This window comes from Atopobacter sp. AH10 (assembly GCF_003664595.1).
Taxonomy (GTDB): domain Bacteria; phylum Bacillota; class Bacilli; order Lactobacillales; family Aerococcaceae; genus Atopobacter.
The window spans coordinates 32,364-52,004 of record NZ_QXPZ01000050.1 but is presented as its reverse complement, the minus strand read 5'-3'; the positions used below and the strand labels follow the sequence as shown (position 1 = coordinate 52,004).

The window sequence follows — 19,641 nt, the reverse complement described above, 5'->3', positions numbered from 1 at the left end:
TCGGGAGCAGCGTAAAAGGAAGTCAAGCGAATTACTTGCTGTGCCGAAAGGCTTACAGCAAGTTTGAGACTGACTAGCTGGGAGACCAAGGCTCCCAGTGGTCCCGCTGCATTTTCCCGGATGAAGGTAACTCTTATCCGAAAGAATCGGTCATTTTTGTGTTTTATATGGCATAGACAGACTACAGTCTGTCTCCTTCGCCAACAACAAAAAGTACAGAGACTTTTTAAATAGGAGGGCTTTTATTTTGTTTTCCCATCTTCCATGCTAGACTCTCAGAAGCCTTTCCGTTAAAATCGTTAAGAGATAGCTAAAGAAGAAAGGTCAGTCTTATATGGACTCATCTAACTCAATTGAAATGAAAGAAGGGGGAGGGAGCGCTAATGGAAAAGAAGCAAAGAAACTTACTAAAAGGCAATGTGATGACGATTTTATTGGGGCTAGCAGCTCCTTTGATGGCGACAGCTTTTGCTCAGATGGCTTATAATCTCGTGGATATTTTTTGGATTGGGCGTCTGTCTGTAAAAGCTGTCGCTGCTTGTGGAACGGCAGGCTATTTTTGGTGGATAGGGGAGGCAGTTGTCCAAGCTGCTCGTGTCGGAGTGAGTGTGAAGTCCTCTCAAGCTTATGGAGCGAATGATATGAAAAAAAGTCAAGAAGTGATTGCTTCAGGGCTACAGTTGACTATTTTCCTTTCATTGGCCTTTGCGGCGATTATCCTCTTTTTCCAAGATCCCTTGATCAGCCTTTTTCATCTCTCTAAAGAAGTCAATGAAATGGCTAAACAGTATTTAGAGATCGTTGCCTTGGGGATGCCGGTTATATTTGCTGTGCCAACCCTATCCTCTGCCTATCATTCGACAGGAGACAGTGCAACACCTTTTAAATTGAATGTAGTGGGTTTAGTGACGAATATTATCATAGATCCGATTTTTATTTTTTCTTGGCATTTAGGGGTAAGAGGGGCTGCTTTGGCGAGTGTTACGGCGAATTTAGTGACGGTTATCCTCTTTTTCCTCCATATGCACTTTTTCCATCCTCATCTAAAAAAGGTGCCTTGGTTGCGCTGGCCGGGTTTATCTGCTTATTTAGAAATGTTACGGCTAGGCCTACCTTCAGGGGCTCAGAATGGGCTACATGCCTTGATCAGTATGTATTTAACACGTTTAGTAGCCAAGTTTGGCCCAATTCCAGTAGCAGTCTATTCAGCTGGGTCACAAATGGAATCTTTAACTTGGCTATCTGCAGAAGGTATTGCCTTTGGGCTGACAGTGATGGTCGGGCAACATGTGGGAGCTAAAGCCTATGAACGTTTGAAAGTTGTTATTAGAAAAGGTGTTTTCCTCACTTTTGTAGCAGGCGCTCTTGGTATGATGGTGCTGATTTTAGGGAGGCACTCTATCTTTCCTTTCTTTATTCAAGATTCACAAGAAGCTCTTCGCTTGGGGGCGATCTATTTAGTGATCTTAGGGGCTAGTCAAATTTTCCAAGGAGTAGAAATTGGGACAACGGGGGTCTTTCATGGTTTTGGACAAACCAAACTGCCATCTATGGTGGGGATGTCACTCAATCTTTTACGTATTCCATTAGCCTTACTTTTGATGCCTCATTATGGTGCTCCAGGTGTTTGGATGGCTATTTCTTTCTCTAGTGTCTTGAAAGGTATAGTGAATTCAGTTTTATTAAAGCATTATCTGAAGTCTTGGTTTATGGCACATCCTACTGGTCTGAAAGCAGAAACAGGCGAAAACTAGAGGCGTAAACGAGGGTCAGAAGAGAGTGATAACCCATATGGATGGCATACTTTGGGAAACAGGCGTTTATATGTTTACTTTTGCTTTGAAGTAGTCGTTTATCTATTCATTTTTGTTTTGAAGTAGTCGTTTATCTATTCATTTTTGTTTCCATAAGGACGGACATTCAATGATAGGAATTGGCAAAGATGAAACTTTTGAGTGTCTGTCCCCCTTTAGCCATTTTAGTGGAATCAAGTCATTGGAGAATGGAGCTAGCTCTTTTATAGAAAAGGTTGTAGGAGTTAGTCCTTGCATGAAAAGGGCTGGAATAGAGATGAGAAGTGGATGGGGAAGAAAAGATGGAATAATCGGATATTTTTTTGGAAAAAGTCTTGCAATTTATGATGAACTTGGCTATAATTATTTTTGTCGTTACGGGATATTAGCTCAGTTGGTAGAGCAATTGACTCTTAATCAATGGGTCGGGGGTTCGAGACCCTCATATCCCATCAGTAAACTGTTAGGCCTAGGCTTGACAGTTTTTTTATTTGCCAGTATATAAGCTTCATTTGATAGTTAAGAGAGTTTGAGTACTGGACATTTGTGTTATAAAGCAAGTGTTAGTGAAGGTAATGATAAAACGATTCAGATGACTAGTTTAGGGATAAGTAAGCTTGATAGCGAAAAAACATATGAAGTTAAAACCCTAGACATAAATGCATCTATTAGCTATGTTAAACTAAAAGAATAAGTCATCTTTGCTGATGTGAAATCGTTTGGCTTAAGTTAGCTTCTACTATAGTAGAGGGGGGAGAAGGGTATGCGACAATTAAAAAAATGGGGACTAGTAGCTTTGGTTATCCTAGTTTTATCTTCATGTGGATTTAGTGCTAAAGAATCGCTAAAAAGTCCGATCAAGGAGGTCACTCATCAGACACACAAAATTCTAGAAAAGGCAGAAGGAAAGAAGTTGGAAACTTATGCTTTGCTAAAGGAAATGCCAGAAGAAAAAGTTTTGGTGATTTATCGCCATAAAGGAGACCGTATCCTACAAGAAATAACCAAAACTTTAGCGACTTATTCTAGCTTGTCCTATGGCAATCGTTACCAAGCCATGCAGGATTCGCATTTAGCAGATAGTTTGAAAGCAGCTAAGAAAATAAAAGGGCTAGACTACTCGATTGATTTTAAGGAATTCTACCTTATTGAAGAAGTAGCAGTAGACTACGAAAAGGTAGACCGATTGGCATTAAATAAATTATTTCCTTCTTCCAAAAAAGACGGTTTAGATGGGTCAAAGAGCTTAGAGAAGAGCCTAGATTATCTGAAAAAGAAGCATTTTAAGCCAGTGAAGAAGTTAGATCTTGCAAGTTTGGAAAAGGAACTATTGGAAGAGGAAAAGTCCAAGGAACGAATGGACGCTTTAGTAGAAAGCTTGAAAGCTAAGATGCAAGCAAGATTTATTAAAGTCTATCAAAAAGGTTCTATGGAAAAAGGAGAGATGGCAGAGTTACGTTTCTTTAGCGAGGACAATGAGCCAGTTTCTGCCGTGCAAGTAACCCTTTTTCGTTCTTACAAAGGCCTATCTGAAAAGGAAAGAATAGCTGACCAAAAGAAATGGCAAAAGATTATTCGGCAAGTTAATCATTTAGATGGGGCAGCTGGACAAATGCGAGTGACCAAGATGGAAACGCATCTGGGGATTACTTTTGATCCGAATAAGGTGGACTTTACGACTTTAAAAAAGATGGATTTATTTAAAAAATTAGTGCTGAAAGATAATAAGTTGCTAGTGGATGACATGAAAAAGTTTTTAAAAGAGCAAGCATTTGAAGAAGTGAAAGTAGATGGACTTAAAGCTTTCGATGGGGATGAGTAGGCTTATTGGAGTGCCTGGTGTTAGTTAAGGAATAGGCAACTCTTATTCGAAAGAATCGATCATATTTGTGCTTTATATGACATGTACAGACAATGGGCTGTCTCTTTCATCGACAAGGAAAAGTCAGGCTGTCTTTTTTGTTGACCGCTTACTTTCTAGTCAGACGAAGGCTTAAGCCAAGTAAAAAGAAGTAGTTCCTTATCATTTAGATGGGAAACTACTTCTTTTTTATTTGCTGTGAGGAATTTCAATACTCAGCTCATCAATAGCTTTGATTTTAGAAAACTGAGTGACGGAAGAACTGTTTTTGCCTGGGTTTATAGATTTAAATCATCGACATAGAAGAAACCAACACCCAAGCATTTAGGCCCACCATGGACACCTAGTACAGTTGTTAATTCACGAGTAATGACCAATTCGGCCTTGTCGACGATGTCTGACATGTCTTTTAAGAGTAAGTTCAATTCAGAATCGTTATCTGCTGCAAAAGCCCCGAAGAAATATGGACGGCTTGTATCCAATTGCTCTCTACAAGCTTGGATCAAGGCTAAACGGCTTTTATTGGCTCCTCTTGCTTTAGAGGCGACAGATAATTGACCATCCTCTACAGTTAGAGTAGGTTGGATATTCAGTAAAGTACCAATTGCCCCCTTCATCTTGCCTAAGCGTCCGCCTTTGATCACATATTCAAGGGTACGAGTGAGCAGATAAACACGGCCGGAGTCGTCGATATTGGCACGTAGGCGATTCACCACATCAACAAATGGGATATCTTTTTCACGTAATAGGCTAGCGTAAATCCCCATCAACCCAATGACAATACCAATTTGCCCACTGTCGATGACCTCAATCTGAATACCCTCATCGATAAAGTCAGCGCAAATGACTTGGCAAAGGTTGTACATCCCGGTTAGGCGGATGGACCCAGTAAGGATCAAAATTTGTTTATACCCCTTGTCAACTAATTCTCGAATGGTGCTATCGACTGTTTTAGGACTAGGAATACCAGAAAGTACGGTATCATGTTGGCCGATCAGTTGATAGAATTCACGACTAGAAATATCGATTTGGTCACGGTAGTGTTGATCATCTAATTGGACTTGGTAAGGGATGAGAGTGATCCCGTATTTTTCGGCTAATTCTATATCGATGTTAGAAGCCGTATCCATAACAATTGCAAATTTTTCCATTAAGTTCTCCTTTTTATGGTAGGTTGAGGGTAGAGGAGTGGTTTTCATCAGGATGATTAAGTCCCTGCAACCCTTCAGTGGCTAATAGCAAATCAAGGACAAGTAAGTGGCTATAGGCTAAACAAGCATAGGTAAGACCTGTTGTTTCATGAGAAAGATCATAGGCTTCAAAATGGTAAGTCTTTTTCTTCACTAAAACAGGTAGAACTGTTCGATGCAGTTGTTCCTCTAAGGCTTCTGCAAAAGCATCATAGGTGACACTGATGGATCCATGCCGCATAGCTAAGTCAATTCCACGGCGTACTTGCTTGATTGGAATGACATGTTTCAAAATAGTGATCGCAATGATATGAGCGATATGTTCACGGTTATAACGTCGGCAACTAGGACTAGGCATGATCTCAAGTTTGACGTAATTTTGGATCATGGTAGCTGTTAGCTGGCTATCTTGAATTAATATCGGCCCTAAAATATCATTGATATATTGAATAACTTGCCGGGAGAAAAGCCCGATATCAGGCAGTTCTTTGTAGCGAGGTAAATGGTAATGGCTTAAAACGTTTAGAGCGTCGCGCATAGTTCCCCCTTCTTTTAGGCATCCTCTTAAGTAGATTAGTATTTGTTTCTGGACTAGTTAGAGCTTGTTTAAAAAACTTTATAGTTTCTAGCTTGCTAGTTTCTAGTAATAAATACTGTAAATAGTGTAACGAAAACCACAAAAACTGTCAAGAATACCGAATACTTTGTCCTTTTAGAAAGCTAGTAAGGGTTGCTACTGAACAGCTTTTTAGGGAAAACAGTTTTTTTAGGTGGATGGCATGTGTTGGAGTCCTTTTTCGAGAAGCGGAGAGCGTTCTCCTTTTTAAAAAGAGCTGGCAGCCGAGGCAAAAGGGAGAGGATTTCGATGGGGACATTTGCCCGTTTACGCCGAGCATTTAAGAAGGGTCAAGCCTTCATTGAAAAAAGAGGGGAAAGAAAATATAATAGGATGAGATTTAATTTTGTCCGAAACAGTAAGAAATAGAGGGGGAGTTGTGGTGAGGGAAAAGGCTGATCTGCCTTTGTCGACGATGGAACGCCACAGAGGGAAAAAATTTAGTCTTCTTATTCTAATAGAAAGTTTGTTGGTAGGTTTTTTAGCTGGACTGGTGGTGGTGGCTTACCGCTTCGCTTTGACACAATTATCCGAGATGAGAAATGTCTTGTTTGCACAAAAGCATCCGGTCACCCTTAGTCTTATCCTAATCTTGTTAATTGGGGCAGGATATGTCGTTAACCTTTTGCTCAAGTGGGCACCATATTCTGGTGGTTCGGGGATTCCGCAAATTCATGCTGAATTATTGGGAAGAATTGATTATGCGACTTGTCCTACCCTGATTAGTAAATTTTTTGGAGGAGCTTTAAATGCCTTCGCTGGCTTGAGTTTAGGTCGAGAAGGACCATCTATTCAGTTGGGGGGGACTATAGGGAAACTTCTTGGTCAGCTTTTAAAACTTGATCGTATGGATCGGGCTAGTCTAATGGCGGCTGGTGCAAGTGCCGGTTTGTCTGCAGCCTTTAATGCGCCTCTTGCCGGGATGCTTTTCGTCTTGGAAGAAATATACGGGACTTTTTCTTCGAGTGTCTTAGTGCCTGCTCTGTTAGCTAGTTTGATGGCCAATGTGGTTTCTTTTTATTGCTTGGGGGATCAGACAGCCTTTCATTTTAGACCCACTCATTTATTGGATTTAAGTCAACTATATTTGGTTTTGCCTCTAGCCATTCTAGCAAGCTTAGTTGGGATGTCTTTTAACCTACTTTTAGATAAATGGCGAGCTTATGCTAAACGTTGGCCTAAATTGATGGACTGGCGCTTCTCCCTATTGTTCCTTTTTTCTTTTGGGATTTGGCAAGTTTTACCCGAAATTCAAGGGGGAGGACATAGTTTGGTAGAAGCTTTAGCGAAAAGCACATTTCCCTTAAGCTTTTTATGCCTTTTGCTTGTTGGTAAATTGGTATTTACCTGTATTTCCTTTGATTCTGGAGCGCAAGGAGGTATTTTCTTGCCAGTCTTGGTCTTAGGGGCGACTACTGGAGTGGTTTTTCAGCAATTGCTTTTAGGATTTGTGAATCTTGAATCGTATCGTGTCAACTTTATGATCATTGGAATGGTGGCTATTTTAACGGCTGTTGTGAGGTCCCCAATCCTTTCTGTCGTCTTGATTGCAGAAATGACAGGAACCTTTTCTCAATTTTTAAGTTTATCTCTGGCCTCTATCGTGGCTTATGTTTTTTCTGAAAGTTTGAAAGTCGAGCCGGTTTATCATACCCTATACAAACACTTAATCGCTAACTTACCTTCTCGTTTGCCAAGTGGGAGACAGTTGTCGATGATGAGTCGTTTTTGCTTGCCTCCTGATTCAAAGCTAACGGGTAAAAAACTCAAAGATTTAAAATTCCCTTGCCCTCTTTTGGTGACAACGATTATAAGAGAGGGAGAAGAATTTGTCCCAGAAGGAGAGGATTGCCTTTTGCTCAATGATCAAGTCCTTGTGGCACATGAGTCAGGAAATGGGGAGTTGGTTGAAACTTTTTTCAAACAAACGTTGGAAAAGGATTAACTTAAATGGCTTACTCGAAATAGTAGAGAGCAAGTTTTGAAGGCTGTTGTCTAAATAAAAGAGAAAAGAACCCCTTCTTATGGTAAAATAGGTGTACTTGTAATTGAATTAGAAGGCTTCTTGATCCTTTAAGAAGCAATGAAGGAGGATTCCATGTCTGGCTTAGGCGATTGGAATAAAGTTCTCAAGATCTTGATGGCTATTGGAGATGTAGCTTTACTACTGCTGTCTCTATTCGTCTCTTTTTACTTGAGATTTGGCTTTACGATTCCGGAAAGAAATTTTAATGATGTTCGTGAAGCTTTTTGGTTAGTGGTGGTTGGATTTGTATTTGTAAATGTCTTATCTGGTATTTATGTTTTCTACAACAAAACAATCGGAGACCTCTTGTTTATTACGCTGATCAATCAAATCATCACTTCTATGGTGACGATGGCATTGACATTTGCTGGCAGGTGGTTTGCTTTTCCAAGATCAGTCATTTTGGTCAATATTTTGCTAGGGACTGTAGTTCTCTTTGCTTTCCGCTTTTTATGCTTCAAGGCCTACATTCATTTTGCTGGAACGAAACGGGTGATGATTGTGGGGGAAGAAAATCGGGTGTTCAAAGCGATTGACAATTTTAGGCGATCAAAAAATATCCGACATGAAGTGACACACGTTGTTCTGTCGGATTATTACTACAATGTTAAAGAGTATATGGATGAGTGTGATATTGTGTATTTTGCCAGCAACTTGTCTGAAATTGAACGCTATAAGATTGTAGATCTGTTAGTCCGTAGGGGCAAGAAAATTTTCTTTAATACCTCTTTTGAAAACATGATTTACATGACACCTAATATCATGAGTATTGAAGATGAGAGTATTATTGAATTATCTACTTTTGAAATTCCTTCAGAACAGGATGTCATCAAACGATTTTTTGATTTTCTCTTCGCTTTGATTATACTCGTTCTAGCTTCGCCTATTATGGTGATAACAGCGATTTGCATCAAAGCAGATTCACCTGGCCCTATCTTCTACCGGCAAAAACGAGTGACTTTGAAGGGGCGTGAATTTGATATTCTCAAATTCCGTTCCATGGGAGAAAAGGCCGAAAAAGAATCCGGACCGATTTTGGCTAGTTCGAATGATAGGCGTGTCACTCGGGTGGGTAAATATATTAGGAGTTTACGAATTGATGAGTTACCACAGTTGATTAACGTTTTAAAAGGTGACATGTCCTTGGTTGGGCCACGTCCAGAACGCCCATTCTTCGTGGATCAGTTTAAAAAGGAAAATCCGCATTACTATTTGCGTCATAATGTTCGTGCAGGGATAACTGGCTATGCCCAAGTGTATGGGAAATATGCCTCAAACTTTAATAGCAAATTAAATTTCGATTTGATCTATATCAAGAAATATTCCTTGCTACTCGATTTGAAGATTATGCTTCAAACAGTGAAAATTCTTTTTGATAAGGTATCTTCACGGGGCTTAGATGAGGAAGAAAACCACCAATACAATTTAGCAGAATTGAAGGCAATGGGGATCGAAATTATCCGCTAGAAGTCATTCAATAGAATAGAAACAAGCAGCAGTTGGGAAATAGGAATCCCTCTGCTGCTTGTTTTTTTGTGTGCGCCCGGCATGGGTAATAACTTGGTGGTGCAAGTCCACTAATGGGCAGAGTCCTACTCGATTAAGACAATGAGTTGAATAGTGCCTGAGAATGAAAATGTCAATTTTCTAGCTGATCAACAGCTGAGAGCTAGTAATTGGTCAAAAAAAAGTGGGGTCAATATTCTTTTAGTCGAGTAAGTCAGTGGGACAATATAAAATCTGGATAAGGCTAGGTAAAAGTCATTTTTAGTAATAGTATTCTAATTGTATTTTATGATAAAAAAGCGTAGTTGGTTTATAAAATTAGAGTATGTATTATTTTTTTAAGAAATACATATGCACTCATTAGAGAGTATGTTAAAATACTCAGAAAAAGGAGGTGAGAAGATGGGTAGAAGAAGATCTGAAATAAATAGGGCAAAAGAACATACTTTTGTACTGAAAGATGAGGAATTAGATTTTTTTGAAAAAGTGCTTAATGCAGATAGAAATTTAATTTTGCAAACGACTAGAAATCTTATGAATGAGAAAACTCAACAGAGCAGTTGTTAGAAGGAGTACACATTAGTAGACGTTGGATAAAATAGCTCTAATTTGAAAGAGATGCAGATATGTACCTAGAAAGAGACGTTTTAACGAGCGAAGCTATTCATATAGCTGAGAAAATATTGGCGGACATTTGTCCTAGCTACAGTATCCGAATGGTAAAAAGCAAGAATAGTTGTTTGTATGCTGTAGAAGTGGTAAACAATTCTGGCGAGGCGATAGCAGCTGGAAAAGGAAGGAAAGAACAAGCTTTAGCTGGAGCATTATTTGAAGCAATTGAACACCATTATTATTGTGATGATTCACCAACTTTTGAATCAAAATATATACCTATTGAAACTTTACGATCGAAAAACAGCCAATTAAATGACATGCTTCCTATAAGATTATATAAGAAGAATAAAGATGTTGAAGTTGTTGATATAATGCATGTGCATACTGGTGAAAAGATTCCCTTTCCCTTATTTCTTATCTTTCAAAATGCAGGATTGTGTGATGAGATAGTGAGTAGATATGCGACTAACAATGGATTTGCAGTAGGATTAAATCCTTATGAAGCAAAGATACACGCGATAAATGAAGTTCTAGAACGAAATGCTTTATCCACTCATCTTGTTGAAACATTTTTGACTAAAAATAAGCCGATTCGAGTAGTCCGACCTAGTTCACTCACGCAACCATTACGGAATGTGCTGTGTGATTTAGAACAAACGATACATGCAAAGATTCATATGATTGATATGACCGAATTTGACGGATTTTATAGTTATTATGTATGGACGGATGCTTTGAAAAAACTGCCACTAAAAGGTTCAGGGACATCACAGAACTCTGAGTTAGCTTTGTTTAGGGCTATGTCAGAACTATTCCAATCGTTTGCACTGTATACTATCGAAGAAGAAAGAATGGATGACTACACTTTTGAATTATTTAAAAGTGTACCACAGTATCGCAAAATGGTGACCTGTGACTATAAAGAGGTTGAAAGAGTTGATGTTGATTTTATGAATAGCCAAGTAAGTTTCGCTAATTGTAAGGAACAATATCAATACATTTTAACCTTACTAAAGAAGCACCATTTGAATGGATATGAATACGAAGTTGAAACTAACAATGAGATTTCTTGTTATAAAATTATTGTTCTTGAAGCGGATAATTTTCAGGTGGTTAATCAGGGGGTCATGGCTATTCCGAGAAAGATAAACTTTTCTAGTTTGAATAGCTAGCTGAATGCCTTGACCTGAAGGCTATACTTGTTATAGATGTGAAGAAATAGAGCAGTATGGAATGTCTGTGAACAAGTTGCTAAGGGATGAAATGACATTGTTAATAAAGTAATAAAAAGCAATTTGAAAGATTGCGGTAAATTAAAACAATACGTGAGGGACAAAATGATCGAGGTAAAAAACGTATCTTACGACTATAAAGTATTCGAGAAAAGTGAAGGGTTTGTAGGAGCTATTAAAGATTTCTTTAACCGGCAGTATGAGTTTGAACCAGCCCTTTCTCATATTGATTTACAGATTGAACGTGGTGAAATGATTGGGCTTTTAGGGCCTAATGGTGCAGGAAAAACAACCCTCATCAAAATCATGACTGGGATATTAGCTACAGATAAAGGAAGTGTGCTAGCGAATGGATATATTCCTTATCGAAAAGATGTAGCTTACTTAAAAGAAATTGGGGTTGTCCTTGGACAAAAAAGTCAATTGATTTGGGATTTACCTGCTAAGGAAACTTTATCTTTGCTTCAGGTTGTTTATGGGATAGACCGGGAGATTTTCAAGAAACGCTTGGAAGATCTGACGCAAAGGTTGAATTTGAGCGAAAAACTCAATATCCCTGTTCGAAAGTTGTCCATGGGAGAACGTGTCAAATTTGAAATTATTTGCGCTTTAATCCATTCACCTCAAATTCTATTTTTGGACGAACCAACTATTGGATTGGATTTGCCTAGTCAAGTGGCCATTCGTCAGTTTTTAAAAGAGATTAATCAAAATGAACACACAACCGTTATTATTACTTCTCATAATATGCAAGATATAGAGAATTTATGTGAAAGAGTCATTGTATTAATCAAGGGGAGTGTCCGAGATGACCTTACAATTGAAGGGTTGAAGAAAAAATATACGACCCAAGATCAGTACGTGATCGAGTTTAAGGAGGAAATTCCAGAAGAATTGACGGCCTATAAAGAAACGGAGAACAGTATCCGGTTAGCTTTGGAAGATTATGAAAAGATTAAAGGCCAGATCGATCTATCGGAGCTAGTAACCTTCCAAAAAGAAAGTGAAAGTTTTGAAGAAATTATTTATCGCTTATTTAAGGAAAATGCATAATGAAAAAATATTGGATCATCTTTTTAAATCGTTTATCAATTAGGTTGTCATATAAATTCAATTTGCTAGCGGGCATGTTTAATAATGTGATTGCGATTATTTTGTCGGTTTTTACCTGGCAGGCTATTTTTGCTAGTTCAGGTCAAGATGAAATAGGGTATTTCTCTCAAACACAAATGATGGTGTATATTATTCTTGTCAATTTTTCCATGGTTTTGTTTTCAGGAGAGGGAATTGTTCGTTTGGGTCAACAGGTTCGAACAGGAAAGTTGACGATGCATCTCTTGAGACCATATTCCTATTTGTTTTATAATTTTGCAGAACTTTTGGGAGGAAAATCGCTGGAGTTCCTAGTTTATTTGTTGGTGATTGCTTTTGGGGTTTTTAGGGGTTTTTCACCAAGCTATGCTGTACTTTTAACCCTCTTGTTAATAGTAAATGTTGCCATGTTCTTTTTGTTTGTTTCCTTATTAGGTAATTTAGGCTTCTGGCTGATTCAAATGTGGCCAATGCGGTCGATCTTCAATGCTGCTTATACCCTGTTAGGAGGCCTTTTATTTCCTTTGAATTTGTTGCCAAAGGGTTTTTATCATTTGTTGATGCTGAATCCTTTCGCTTTGGTGGGTTATCATTACACGAGAGCCTTGCAATTTCAAATGGATGAGCGGGAGATTGTCTGGCTGATTATTGTTGCTATAGGATGGAGCTTTATTTTTTATGTAGCTTACCAATTGAGTTACAGATTGGGCTTAAAGAAATACGAAGGAATGGGTGCATAATGACATTTAAATTGTGGCGAAAATTGGTCAGTCAAAGCATTCAAGAAATGTTGATTGATCGGAAGTCGGCAGCCCTAGTTTTTTTAATAGGAATCCTATTCTTTGGGGTGGAAATAATTGCTGGCGTAGTCTTTTTTGAACAAACTGAAACGATTTTAAATTGGACAAAAACGGATTACTTATTGCTAGTCTCAACAGCATCTAGTATCAGTTTTATGTATCAAACTTTATTTGTTATATCGCATGAAAATTTAACTGAGTATATTTTGGAAGGCGAACTTGAACCTTTTTTGTTGAAACCAGTTAACTCTCTCCTGTATTTTGTATTGAATCGGATTGATGTATCAAGCTTTTTTAACTGGTTGATTTGCTTAGGAGTACAAGTTTATTTTATACAAAATTACAGTATGAGTGTGTTGAGGCTGGTGTTATTTGCCTTCACCATGCTTTTGGCAGTTATTTTGATCTTTATTTTGAATCAACTGGCCGTATCCCTTTCTTTTTGGGTGGAAGATGCGGATAGTATTTTAGGTGTCCCAGAGTATTTAGTAGAGTTTTCTTCAAGGCCGATGGTGATATATCCTAAAGGGATTCGCTTTTTCTTTACCTGGTTTGTGCCAATTTTGATGGGTTTGAATCTTCCAGTTTTAATTGCTAAAGGAGATAGTTATCAGACCTATTTATTACTGTTAATGGCCTTAGATAGTTTGGGCTTACTGGCGGTTTATTATGTTTGGAAAGCAGGATTGAAGCGTTATGTTTCCGCAAATTAGGCAAATTAGGCAGCAAAAAAGAGCTAGTATATAAGGACTAGCTCTTTTTTGCTTTACACTTCTTGTTTTAAATAAGAGAAATTTAACAGAAAACTTAGCTTCAACTTAAGCGCTCGTACTCGAAATTGACCTCGATAAGCAAACGATAGACAAAGCTAATTTAATTGGTCAAAATTAAGAATAGCGTCATATTGCTCGATGTGATTAGTTGGTCTATGGGAAATATTAATGACACATAGATCTTTTTTGTTGAGCAAATAAGATTCAATCAAGTCGTAATTTTCTTTATCTAAGCCTGAAAGGGATTCGTCTAATAGGATAAAGTTTTTATGTTGCAATAGGGCTCGAATGATGAGGAGGCGTTGCTTTTGGCCACCTGAGAGATTGCCATCATCGATGAGTAGCTCATCTAGATCTTTAAAACGACTCTCTAAGTTAAATTGCTGCAACAATTTTTGAGTTTGATCGACTGGTAAATCTTGGTATAAGTGTAGATTGTTGAGGAGTGTTTCTGTAAATATAATGGATTGTTGAGAGATTAAGGCAATATGCTGTTGCACATCGGCGTAGCTCAGTTGTTGGCTATCAAGATTATTGTATAAAATACTTCCTTGATCAGGCTCGATGTTTTTAGTGAGTAAATAAGCTAAAGTAGATTTCCCTTTACCACTGCTACCTATAATGAGGTACTTGTGACCTCTGACAAATTCATAAGTAAAGTTTTTAAATAATTGATGGTCGTTGATGGAATAAGAGATGTTCTGTAGAAGGATTCTGTTCAATGCTTCTAGCTTGCTGGCTGTATGCGTTACATCTACTAGCTCGTTTGATTGATGATCATAACTTTGTTTAATATCCTTAACTGAGTTGATACTAGATAAATTGTCTGCAATCAGGTTGATAGGCATTTCAAGTTCGTTAGATAAAGCAATAATGGATGTTAGAGCACCGATTGTTATGGCGCCACTTAAAACTTGCTGACCACCGATAAGTAAAATCACTATAACACAACCGTAGAAAAATAAGCCGATTAAAACGTTTATCAGTGAGGTAAGTTGACATTCGTCTTGAACACTTGTATTGACATCTTTATATTTGTTATTAACGTTATCGACAAATAGCTTCGAGGAATGAGAGTTTTTAATGTCTAAAAGACCGGAGATAAAATCTTTCAAATAGCTGTTGTATTGGGATTGCTGATCAGATATTTTGTTGGTAACTGATCGAGTTTTATGCCTAAACAGATAGGGAATTAAAATAGGGAAAGCTGAAACTAAAATAATGAGGATAGCTGTGATGGAGTCAAGTGAAAATAAAGCCATAGAGGCAATGATAAATGTCACAATCCCTTGGTATAAGGAAATGATTGCATCATAATGGAAGGTTTTTATTCTATCGATATCATTGTTAAGAATGGAAATGTATTCGCCACTGGACTTTTCTTTGAATTGGCGAAAGTCTAAATGGAATACTTTACTAATAATGGTTTTGTGAATATCTAAGCCTACTTTATTGAGATAAGAGGTATTTAAATATTGTCTGGCGTACTCGATAATGAGCAACAAAATCATAATAAAAGCCATGACTAAAATGTTTTTTGAAAAAGCGTCAACGTCTTTTTTAGCCAATGCGTCAATAATAAATTGAATTTGATATGAAAATAACACGTTTAACGTTGATACAGCAGTAATACAAGTTAAAACGGTTAGAAATAAGAATTTACGCATAATCTTCCTCCTTTTGTGTTGCTTGATAGATTTCTTGGCATATAGCTGAAGTGGAATGGCCAATTTTATTTAAAGCGCGTTCCCAGTGTTTGATTCTCATTTTTATACATTGAGTATGTTTTTTTGAGATAAGATCTTCAAAATGAGTTAAATCAGACATTGAAAATAGGGAATCTGGGAAAAATGAACAGGGTTTGATAGTAGCTTGTTCAGTGATTGTCCACTCTAATAAACCTGCTCCACAAGATAAAGTTTGACCGTCTATATTTTTAAAAAAGCTTGAGCAAGCAGAATCGTCCCACGTATGAATCTTTATTTGATTGACGTATTCGTTACTTTTTATGTGTAGCAAAGTTTGAAAGTTAGCTAGCTCATTTTCTGAAAGCAACCATTTCTTGTGGATAGGGATGCCCCTCCCTAATTGGCTGAGCAAACCCATGGAGAGTTCAGGAATATGATGCTGGATTAAAAACTGAATATATTGATCAAATCGATTCAAAAATTGATGTCTAACTATATTGCTGACAGAAAAAGAGGCATTAATATCCGTTAAACATTGAATGCCCGCTAGAGTTCTTAAAAAGGCTCCTTTTTTCTTGGTTATAGTATCATGTATTGCGGGATCATAATCATATAGTGAAATTTGAATGTGATCAAAATAACTCATAACAGAGAGGTTATTGGTATTAATAAAATGCCCAGTGGTTGTTATGGAGGTATAGTCAAAATTTGTATTGACAAATTCACTTATGGCATTGAATTGAGGATGAATCATGGGTTCTCCACCAGTTATTTGGATTTCAGAGACAATTCCCTTGATGCTATTTAAAAATTTGAAGAGTTGGTCTGAATCAATGGAAGAGCTAAGTTTTGGACTGCATTCTTTAAAGCAATGAACACATTGCAAATGACACTTATTGGTTAACTCTATGACAATTTTTCTTGGGAAATATAAGCCTTTTTTGCCAAATATCTTTTTGCTAGTAAAGATACTACTTTTTACTAGCCATTCTTTTTCAATCATGTCTTTAATGAAAGAAGAAAGAATTGTAGTGATAGCTTGTATATCGTCTTCGATAACTATATTTTTAAAGTAATTCACCATACTATTGAAGGGTAAATTGTTGTTGATCATAGCTAAAATTTTTGCTTGATACTGATTTAGAAGGTAATAATGATTGTGAAGATCTAGTATCATTTCTTCTCCAAAATATTGTAAATAAGCTGTTGGGTTGATGATGAGTATAGTAATGCGCCCCCCTATTTTTAATGTGATGATTTAGTAAATGGCAAGATTTTGTTAGAAAGTGTATGACATAATCAGGGATTAATGTGATGTAAATAGCTTAAGAATGCATCAGGATTGTACTTATGTTGAGACAATTACATATAGGCAAGTCCTCCGAGCGTAGTAACGTATTAAATGGTTAATCTTTTGAATAAGCTTGTGATAAATAAAAGAATAACAAAATGATATAAATGACATATATCTATAGAAAGGAGTATTTTGAAATATAGGTAATAGGAATAGATTTTAATAACTGAGCAAATGACTCTTGGCTATGTTTTAAAATTAAAACGTAGCCAAGAGATGTTGCTTAGATTGGATCACTTTGCACAATATGCTTGAAAAAAGAATAAATCTATTTTAACTAAGTAGTAATTATTAAAAACTAATTAATTTAGTGTTTTTGGTTCTTTTTGTGCCACAATTGCGAATGGATTGACCTGTCTCAATAGTTAATTTGGCTTTCAAATCATATAAAGATAGTTGCTTCATCTTTTATCCTCCTTTTGTTTTGCTTAAACGTCGTTGACGTTTGAATAATTTTATATCATGAAAATGAGAAAGTAAATATAATAAACTAACCTAAATGTAATGAAAAAAATGACCTTTCCTTAAAGCTCTAGTAGCGCTTATGGGAGACGATTGGCTAAGTTTGTTTGGGCTATAAGCAATAGATTTCAGCTGTTGATAGCTCCAGTTTGGGAAAAGGTGTGTTAAAATGGAGGAAATATGCAAGCAACACGTTTGCCAAAAAAAGGAAGGATCTATTGCAATGCCTATTCAATACCATGACGACTCTTTAGCTTTACATACAGACTTATATGAGATTAATATGATGTATTCTTACTGGAAAGATGGCCTTGAAAATCGAAAGGCTGTTTTTGAAGGGTACTTCCGTAAGTTACCATTTAAGAGTGGTTATGCCGTTAATGCTGGTTTGGAGAGGATCATTCAATACATTGAAAATCTTCATTTCTCTGAAACTGATATAGCTTATATTAAGGAACATTGTGATTACGAAGAAGAATTTATTGACTACTTGAGAAACTTTCGCTTTAAAGGGAATTTGCGTGCTCCGGCTGAAGGGGACATTGTTTTTGCTAACGAGCCTGTTTTACAAGTAGAAGGAACGCTTTGCGAATGCCAATTAGTGGAAACAGCTCTTTTAAATATTGTGAATTTTCATATTTTAATTGCCACAAAAGCTAGTCGGGTGAAATCAGTTGCTAAAGATGACCCGGTGATGGAATTTGGCTCAAGGCGGGCGCAAGAATTTGATGCAGCTATTTGGGGAACTCGTGCAGCTTATATAGGAGGTTTTGATGCGACGTCCAATGTCCGTGCTGCTAAAATGTTTGGCATACCAGCTGCTGGGACTCACGCTCACTCCTTAGTACAAGCTTATCGTAATGACTATGATGCCTTTGTTAGTTATGCTAAGTCGCATAAAGATTGTTGCTTTTTAGTGGATACCTATGACAGCTTGAAATCAGGGGTGCCAAATGCTATTCGTGTGGCAAAAGAATTCGGGGACAAGATCAACTTTTTAGGTATTCGGATCGATAGTGGAGACATGGCTTATATGTCCAAGAAAGTTCGTCAACAATTAGATGAAGCTGGATTTACAGAAGCAAAGATTTATGCCTCCAATGATTTAGATGAAAACACCATGCTAAACTTGAAGATGCAAGGGGCTAAGATAGATGTATGGGGAATTGGTACCAAATTGATTACGGCTTATGATCAACCAGCTTTAGGGGCTGTATACAAGCTTGTGTCGATTGAAGATGATCAAGGGAAAATGGTGGACACCATCAAAATTTCTTCTAACGCCGAAAAAATTACCACCCCAGGGAAAAAGCAAATTTGGCGGATCACCCGTAAATCAGATGGGAAATCTGAAGGGGACTATTTGGCTGATTGGGATGAAGAAGTGGCAGGTTTGGATGAACTCTTTATGTTCCATCCAACTTATACCTATATCAATAAAACAGTGAAGGATTTTGTGGCTCGACCAGTTTTACAAGATATTTTTGTGGATGGGAAATTGGTCTATGACCTACCAAGTTTAGAAGAAGTAAGGAATTTTGCTAAAGAACAATTGGATCAACTTTGGGATGAATATAAACGTATACTGAACCCAGAACCTTATCCGGTTGACTTTTCTCAAATGATTTATGATCGGAAGATGAAGGCCATCCAAGAGATTAGAAAAGAGGTTGAAAAGGGGCAAGCTAAAGCTTAAAGGAGAAACAAATGAGACCATTGCAAAGAGAAATTATTCAACAGTTGAAAGTGTTGCCTACAGTTGAAGCGGAGAAAGAAATAAGGCGATCGATTGACTTTATCAAAGACTATTTTCTTGCCCATCCTTTTTTAAAAAGAGCTGTTTTAGGTATTTCTGGCGGGCAAGATTCGACTTTAACGGGTCGTTTAGGTCAATTAGCCATGAAAGAATTACGAGAAGAAACTGGGGATGAGGATTACCAATTTTTAGCGGTTTGCCTTCCTTACGGGCAACAAAAGGATCAAGAAGATGTGGAATTGGCACTTGATTTTATTCAAGCTGACCGAGTGATTCGGGTGGATATAAAAGCTGCTGTCGACGCTTTAGTCCAAAGTATCGATGGAGCGATTAGTGATTTTAACAAGGGAAATATCAAGGCTAGGATGCGTATGGTGACGCAATATGCTATAGCAGGTCAAGAGCAAGGCGTGGTATTAGGGACAGATCATGCAGCTGAATCAGTTACCGGATTTTATACGAAATTTGGGGATGGAGCTTGTGATATTTTACCAATTTGGCGCTTGAATAAACGACAAGGGCGCCAGCTTTTAAAGGCTTTAGGGGCTAATCCACGCTTGTATGAAAAAATTCCGACAGCTGATTTGGAAGAAAATGCTCCTCTTAAACCAGATGAAGAAGCACTTGGGGTGACTTATCAAGCGATTGATGATTATTTGGAAGGTCGAGAAGTCAGTGATGAAGAAGCTGAACGTATCGAAAGCTGGTATCTCAAAACGGCGCATAAAAGGCATTTGCCTATCACTGTTTATGATGATTTTTGGCGAAAATAGATATGAGTATGGCAGAAGATGATTTTTGGCAGAAATAGATATGAGTATGGCATATGATGATTTTTGGTGGAATAGATATGAGCACGGTATAAGATGACCGGCTA

The 19,641-nt window shown here is 37.5% G+C and carries 15 protein-coding genes and 1 tRNA gene; 12 read left to right on the top strand and 4 right to left on the bottom strand.

All coding sequences use genetic code 11. The features are described from left to right. Positions 1-383 precede the first annotated feature (383 nt). The 3 genes from D3H64_RS09170 to D3H64_RS09160 all read left to right on the top strand — a co-directional run bounded on the left by D3H64_RS09170 (position 384) and on the right by D3H64_RS09160 (position 3,615). Entirely contained in the window at positions 384-1,754 is a 1,371-nt protein-coding gene (locus D3H64_RS09170; protein WP_121565922.1) for an MATE family efflux transporter, read from the top strand. A gap of 418 nt (positions 1,755-2,172) precedes the next feature. Continuing rightward, positions 2,173-2,245: transfer RNA gene (locus D3H64_RS09165), tRNA-Lys, on the top strand. A gap of 311 nt (positions 2,246-2,556) precedes the next feature. Continuing rightward, on the top strand, positions 2,557-3,615 hold the full coding sequence (locus D3H64_RS09160; protein WP_121565921.1) for a DUF1307 domain-containing protein: 1,059 nt from the start codon (positions 2,557-2,559) through the stop codon (positions 3,613-3,615). 317 nt (positions 3,616-3,932) lie between these two features. Here the strand turns inward: D3H64_RS09160 and D3H64_RS09155 are convergent, their stop codons facing one another. Further along, a complete protein-coding gene (locus D3H64_RS09155) occupies positions 3,933-4,805 on the bottom strand; it encodes a DegV family protein (RefSeq protein ID WP_158589273.1) in 873 nt (290 codons plus the stop codon). 13 nt (positions 4,806-4,818) lie between these two features. After that, positions 4,819-5,382 (bottom strand): DUF1836 domain-containing protein, encoded by a 564-nt coding sequence (locus D3H64_RS09150; protein WP_121565919.1) that lies wholly within the window; start codon positions 5,380-5,382, stop codon positions 4,819-4,821. 460 nt (positions 5,383-5,842) lie between these two features. On the opposite strand from D3H64_RS09150, the gene D3H64_RS09140 reads away from it, so the two are divergent. The 7 genes from D3H64_RS09140 to D3H64_RS09115 all read left to right on the top strand — a co-directional run bounded on the left by D3H64_RS09140 (position 5,843) and on the right by D3H64_RS09115 (position 13,444). Beyond that, positions 5,843-7,405 carry a ClC family H(+)/Cl(-) exchange transporter gene (locus D3H64_RS09140; RefSeq protein WP_121565917.1) on the top strand — a complete coding sequence of 521 codons (1,563 nt, stop codon included), beginning with the start codon at positions 5,843-5,845 and terminating at the stop codon, positions 7,403-7,405. Between the two features lie 153 nt (positions 7,406-7,558). Further along, complete coding sequence (locus D3H64_RS09135; protein ID WP_121565916.1) at positions 7,559-8,953, top strand: sugar transferase; 1,395 nt, start codon at positions 7,559-7,561, stop codon at positions 8,951-8,953. Positions 8,954-9,394: 441 nt separating this feature from the next. Further along, entirely contained in the window at positions 9,395-9,559 is a 165-nt protein-coding gene (locus tag D3H64_RS10280; protein WP_158589272.1) for a hypothetical protein, read from the top strand. Between the two features lie 59 nt (positions 9,560-9,618). Beyond that, a complete protein-coding gene (locus tag D3H64_RS09130; protein ID WP_121565915.1) occupies positions 9,619-10,779 on the top strand; it encodes a YcaO-like family protein in 1,161 nt (386 codons plus the stop codon). 165 nt (positions 10,780-10,944) lie between these two features. After that, positions 10,945-11,892 (top strand): ATP-binding cassette domain-containing protein, encoded by a 948-nt coding sequence (locus D3H64_RS09125; protein ID WP_121565914.1) that lies wholly within the window; start codon positions 10,945-10,947, stop codon positions 11,890-11,892. Next, a complete protein-coding gene (locus D3H64_RS09120; protein WP_121565913.1) occupies positions 11,892-12,671 on the top strand; it encodes an ABC-2 family transporter protein in 780 nt (259 codons plus the stop codon). Before D3H64_RS09125 ends, D3H64_RS09120 begins: the two co-directional genes overlap by 1 nt. Continuing rightward, positions 12,671-13,444 (top strand): ABC transporter permease, encoded by a 774-nt coding sequence (locus D3H64_RS09115; RefSeq protein WP_158589271.1) that lies wholly within the window; start codon positions 12,671-12,673, stop codon positions 13,442-13,444. Before D3H64_RS09120 ends, D3H64_RS09115 begins: the two co-directional genes overlap by 1 nt. Before the next feature lie 155 nt (positions 13,445-13,599). Here the strand turns inward: D3H64_RS09115 and D3H64_RS09110 are convergent, their stop codons facing one another. Together D3H64_RS09110 and D3H64_RS09105 are read right to left on the bottom strand one after the other, a co-directional pair. Next, positions 13,600-15,171 (bottom strand): ABC transporter ATP-binding protein, encoded by a 1,572-nt coding sequence (locus tag D3H64_RS09110; RefSeq protein ID WP_121565911.1) that lies wholly within the window; start codon positions 15,169-15,171, stop codon positions 13,600-13,602. Continuing rightward, positions 15,164-16,369, bottom strand: a complete 1,206-nt coding sequence (locus tag D3H64_RS09105; protein ID WP_121565910.1) for a radical SAM protein — start codon at positions 16,367-16,369, stop codon at positions 15,164-15,166. The genes D3H64_RS09110 and D3H64_RS09105 overlap by 8 nt, the downstream gene beginning before the upstream one ends. Before the next feature lie 862 nt (positions 16,370-17,231). On the opposite strand from D3H64_RS09105, the gene D3H64_RS09100 reads away from it, so the two are divergent. Together D3H64_RS09100 and nadE are read left to right on the top strand one after the other, a co-directional pair. Further along, positions 17,232-18,704, top strand: a complete 1,473-nt coding sequence (locus D3H64_RS09100; protein WP_121565939.1) for a nicotinate phosphoribosyltransferase — start codon at positions 17,232-17,234, stop codon at positions 18,702-18,704. Between the two features lie 11 nt (positions 18,705-18,715). Further along, positions 18,716-19,537, top strand: a complete 822-nt coding sequence (gene nadE, locus D3H64_RS09095; RefSeq protein WP_121565909.1) for an ammonia-dependent NAD(+) synthetase — start codon at positions 18,716-18,718, stop codon at positions 19,535-19,537. Positions 19,538-19,641 lie beyond the last annotated feature (104 nt).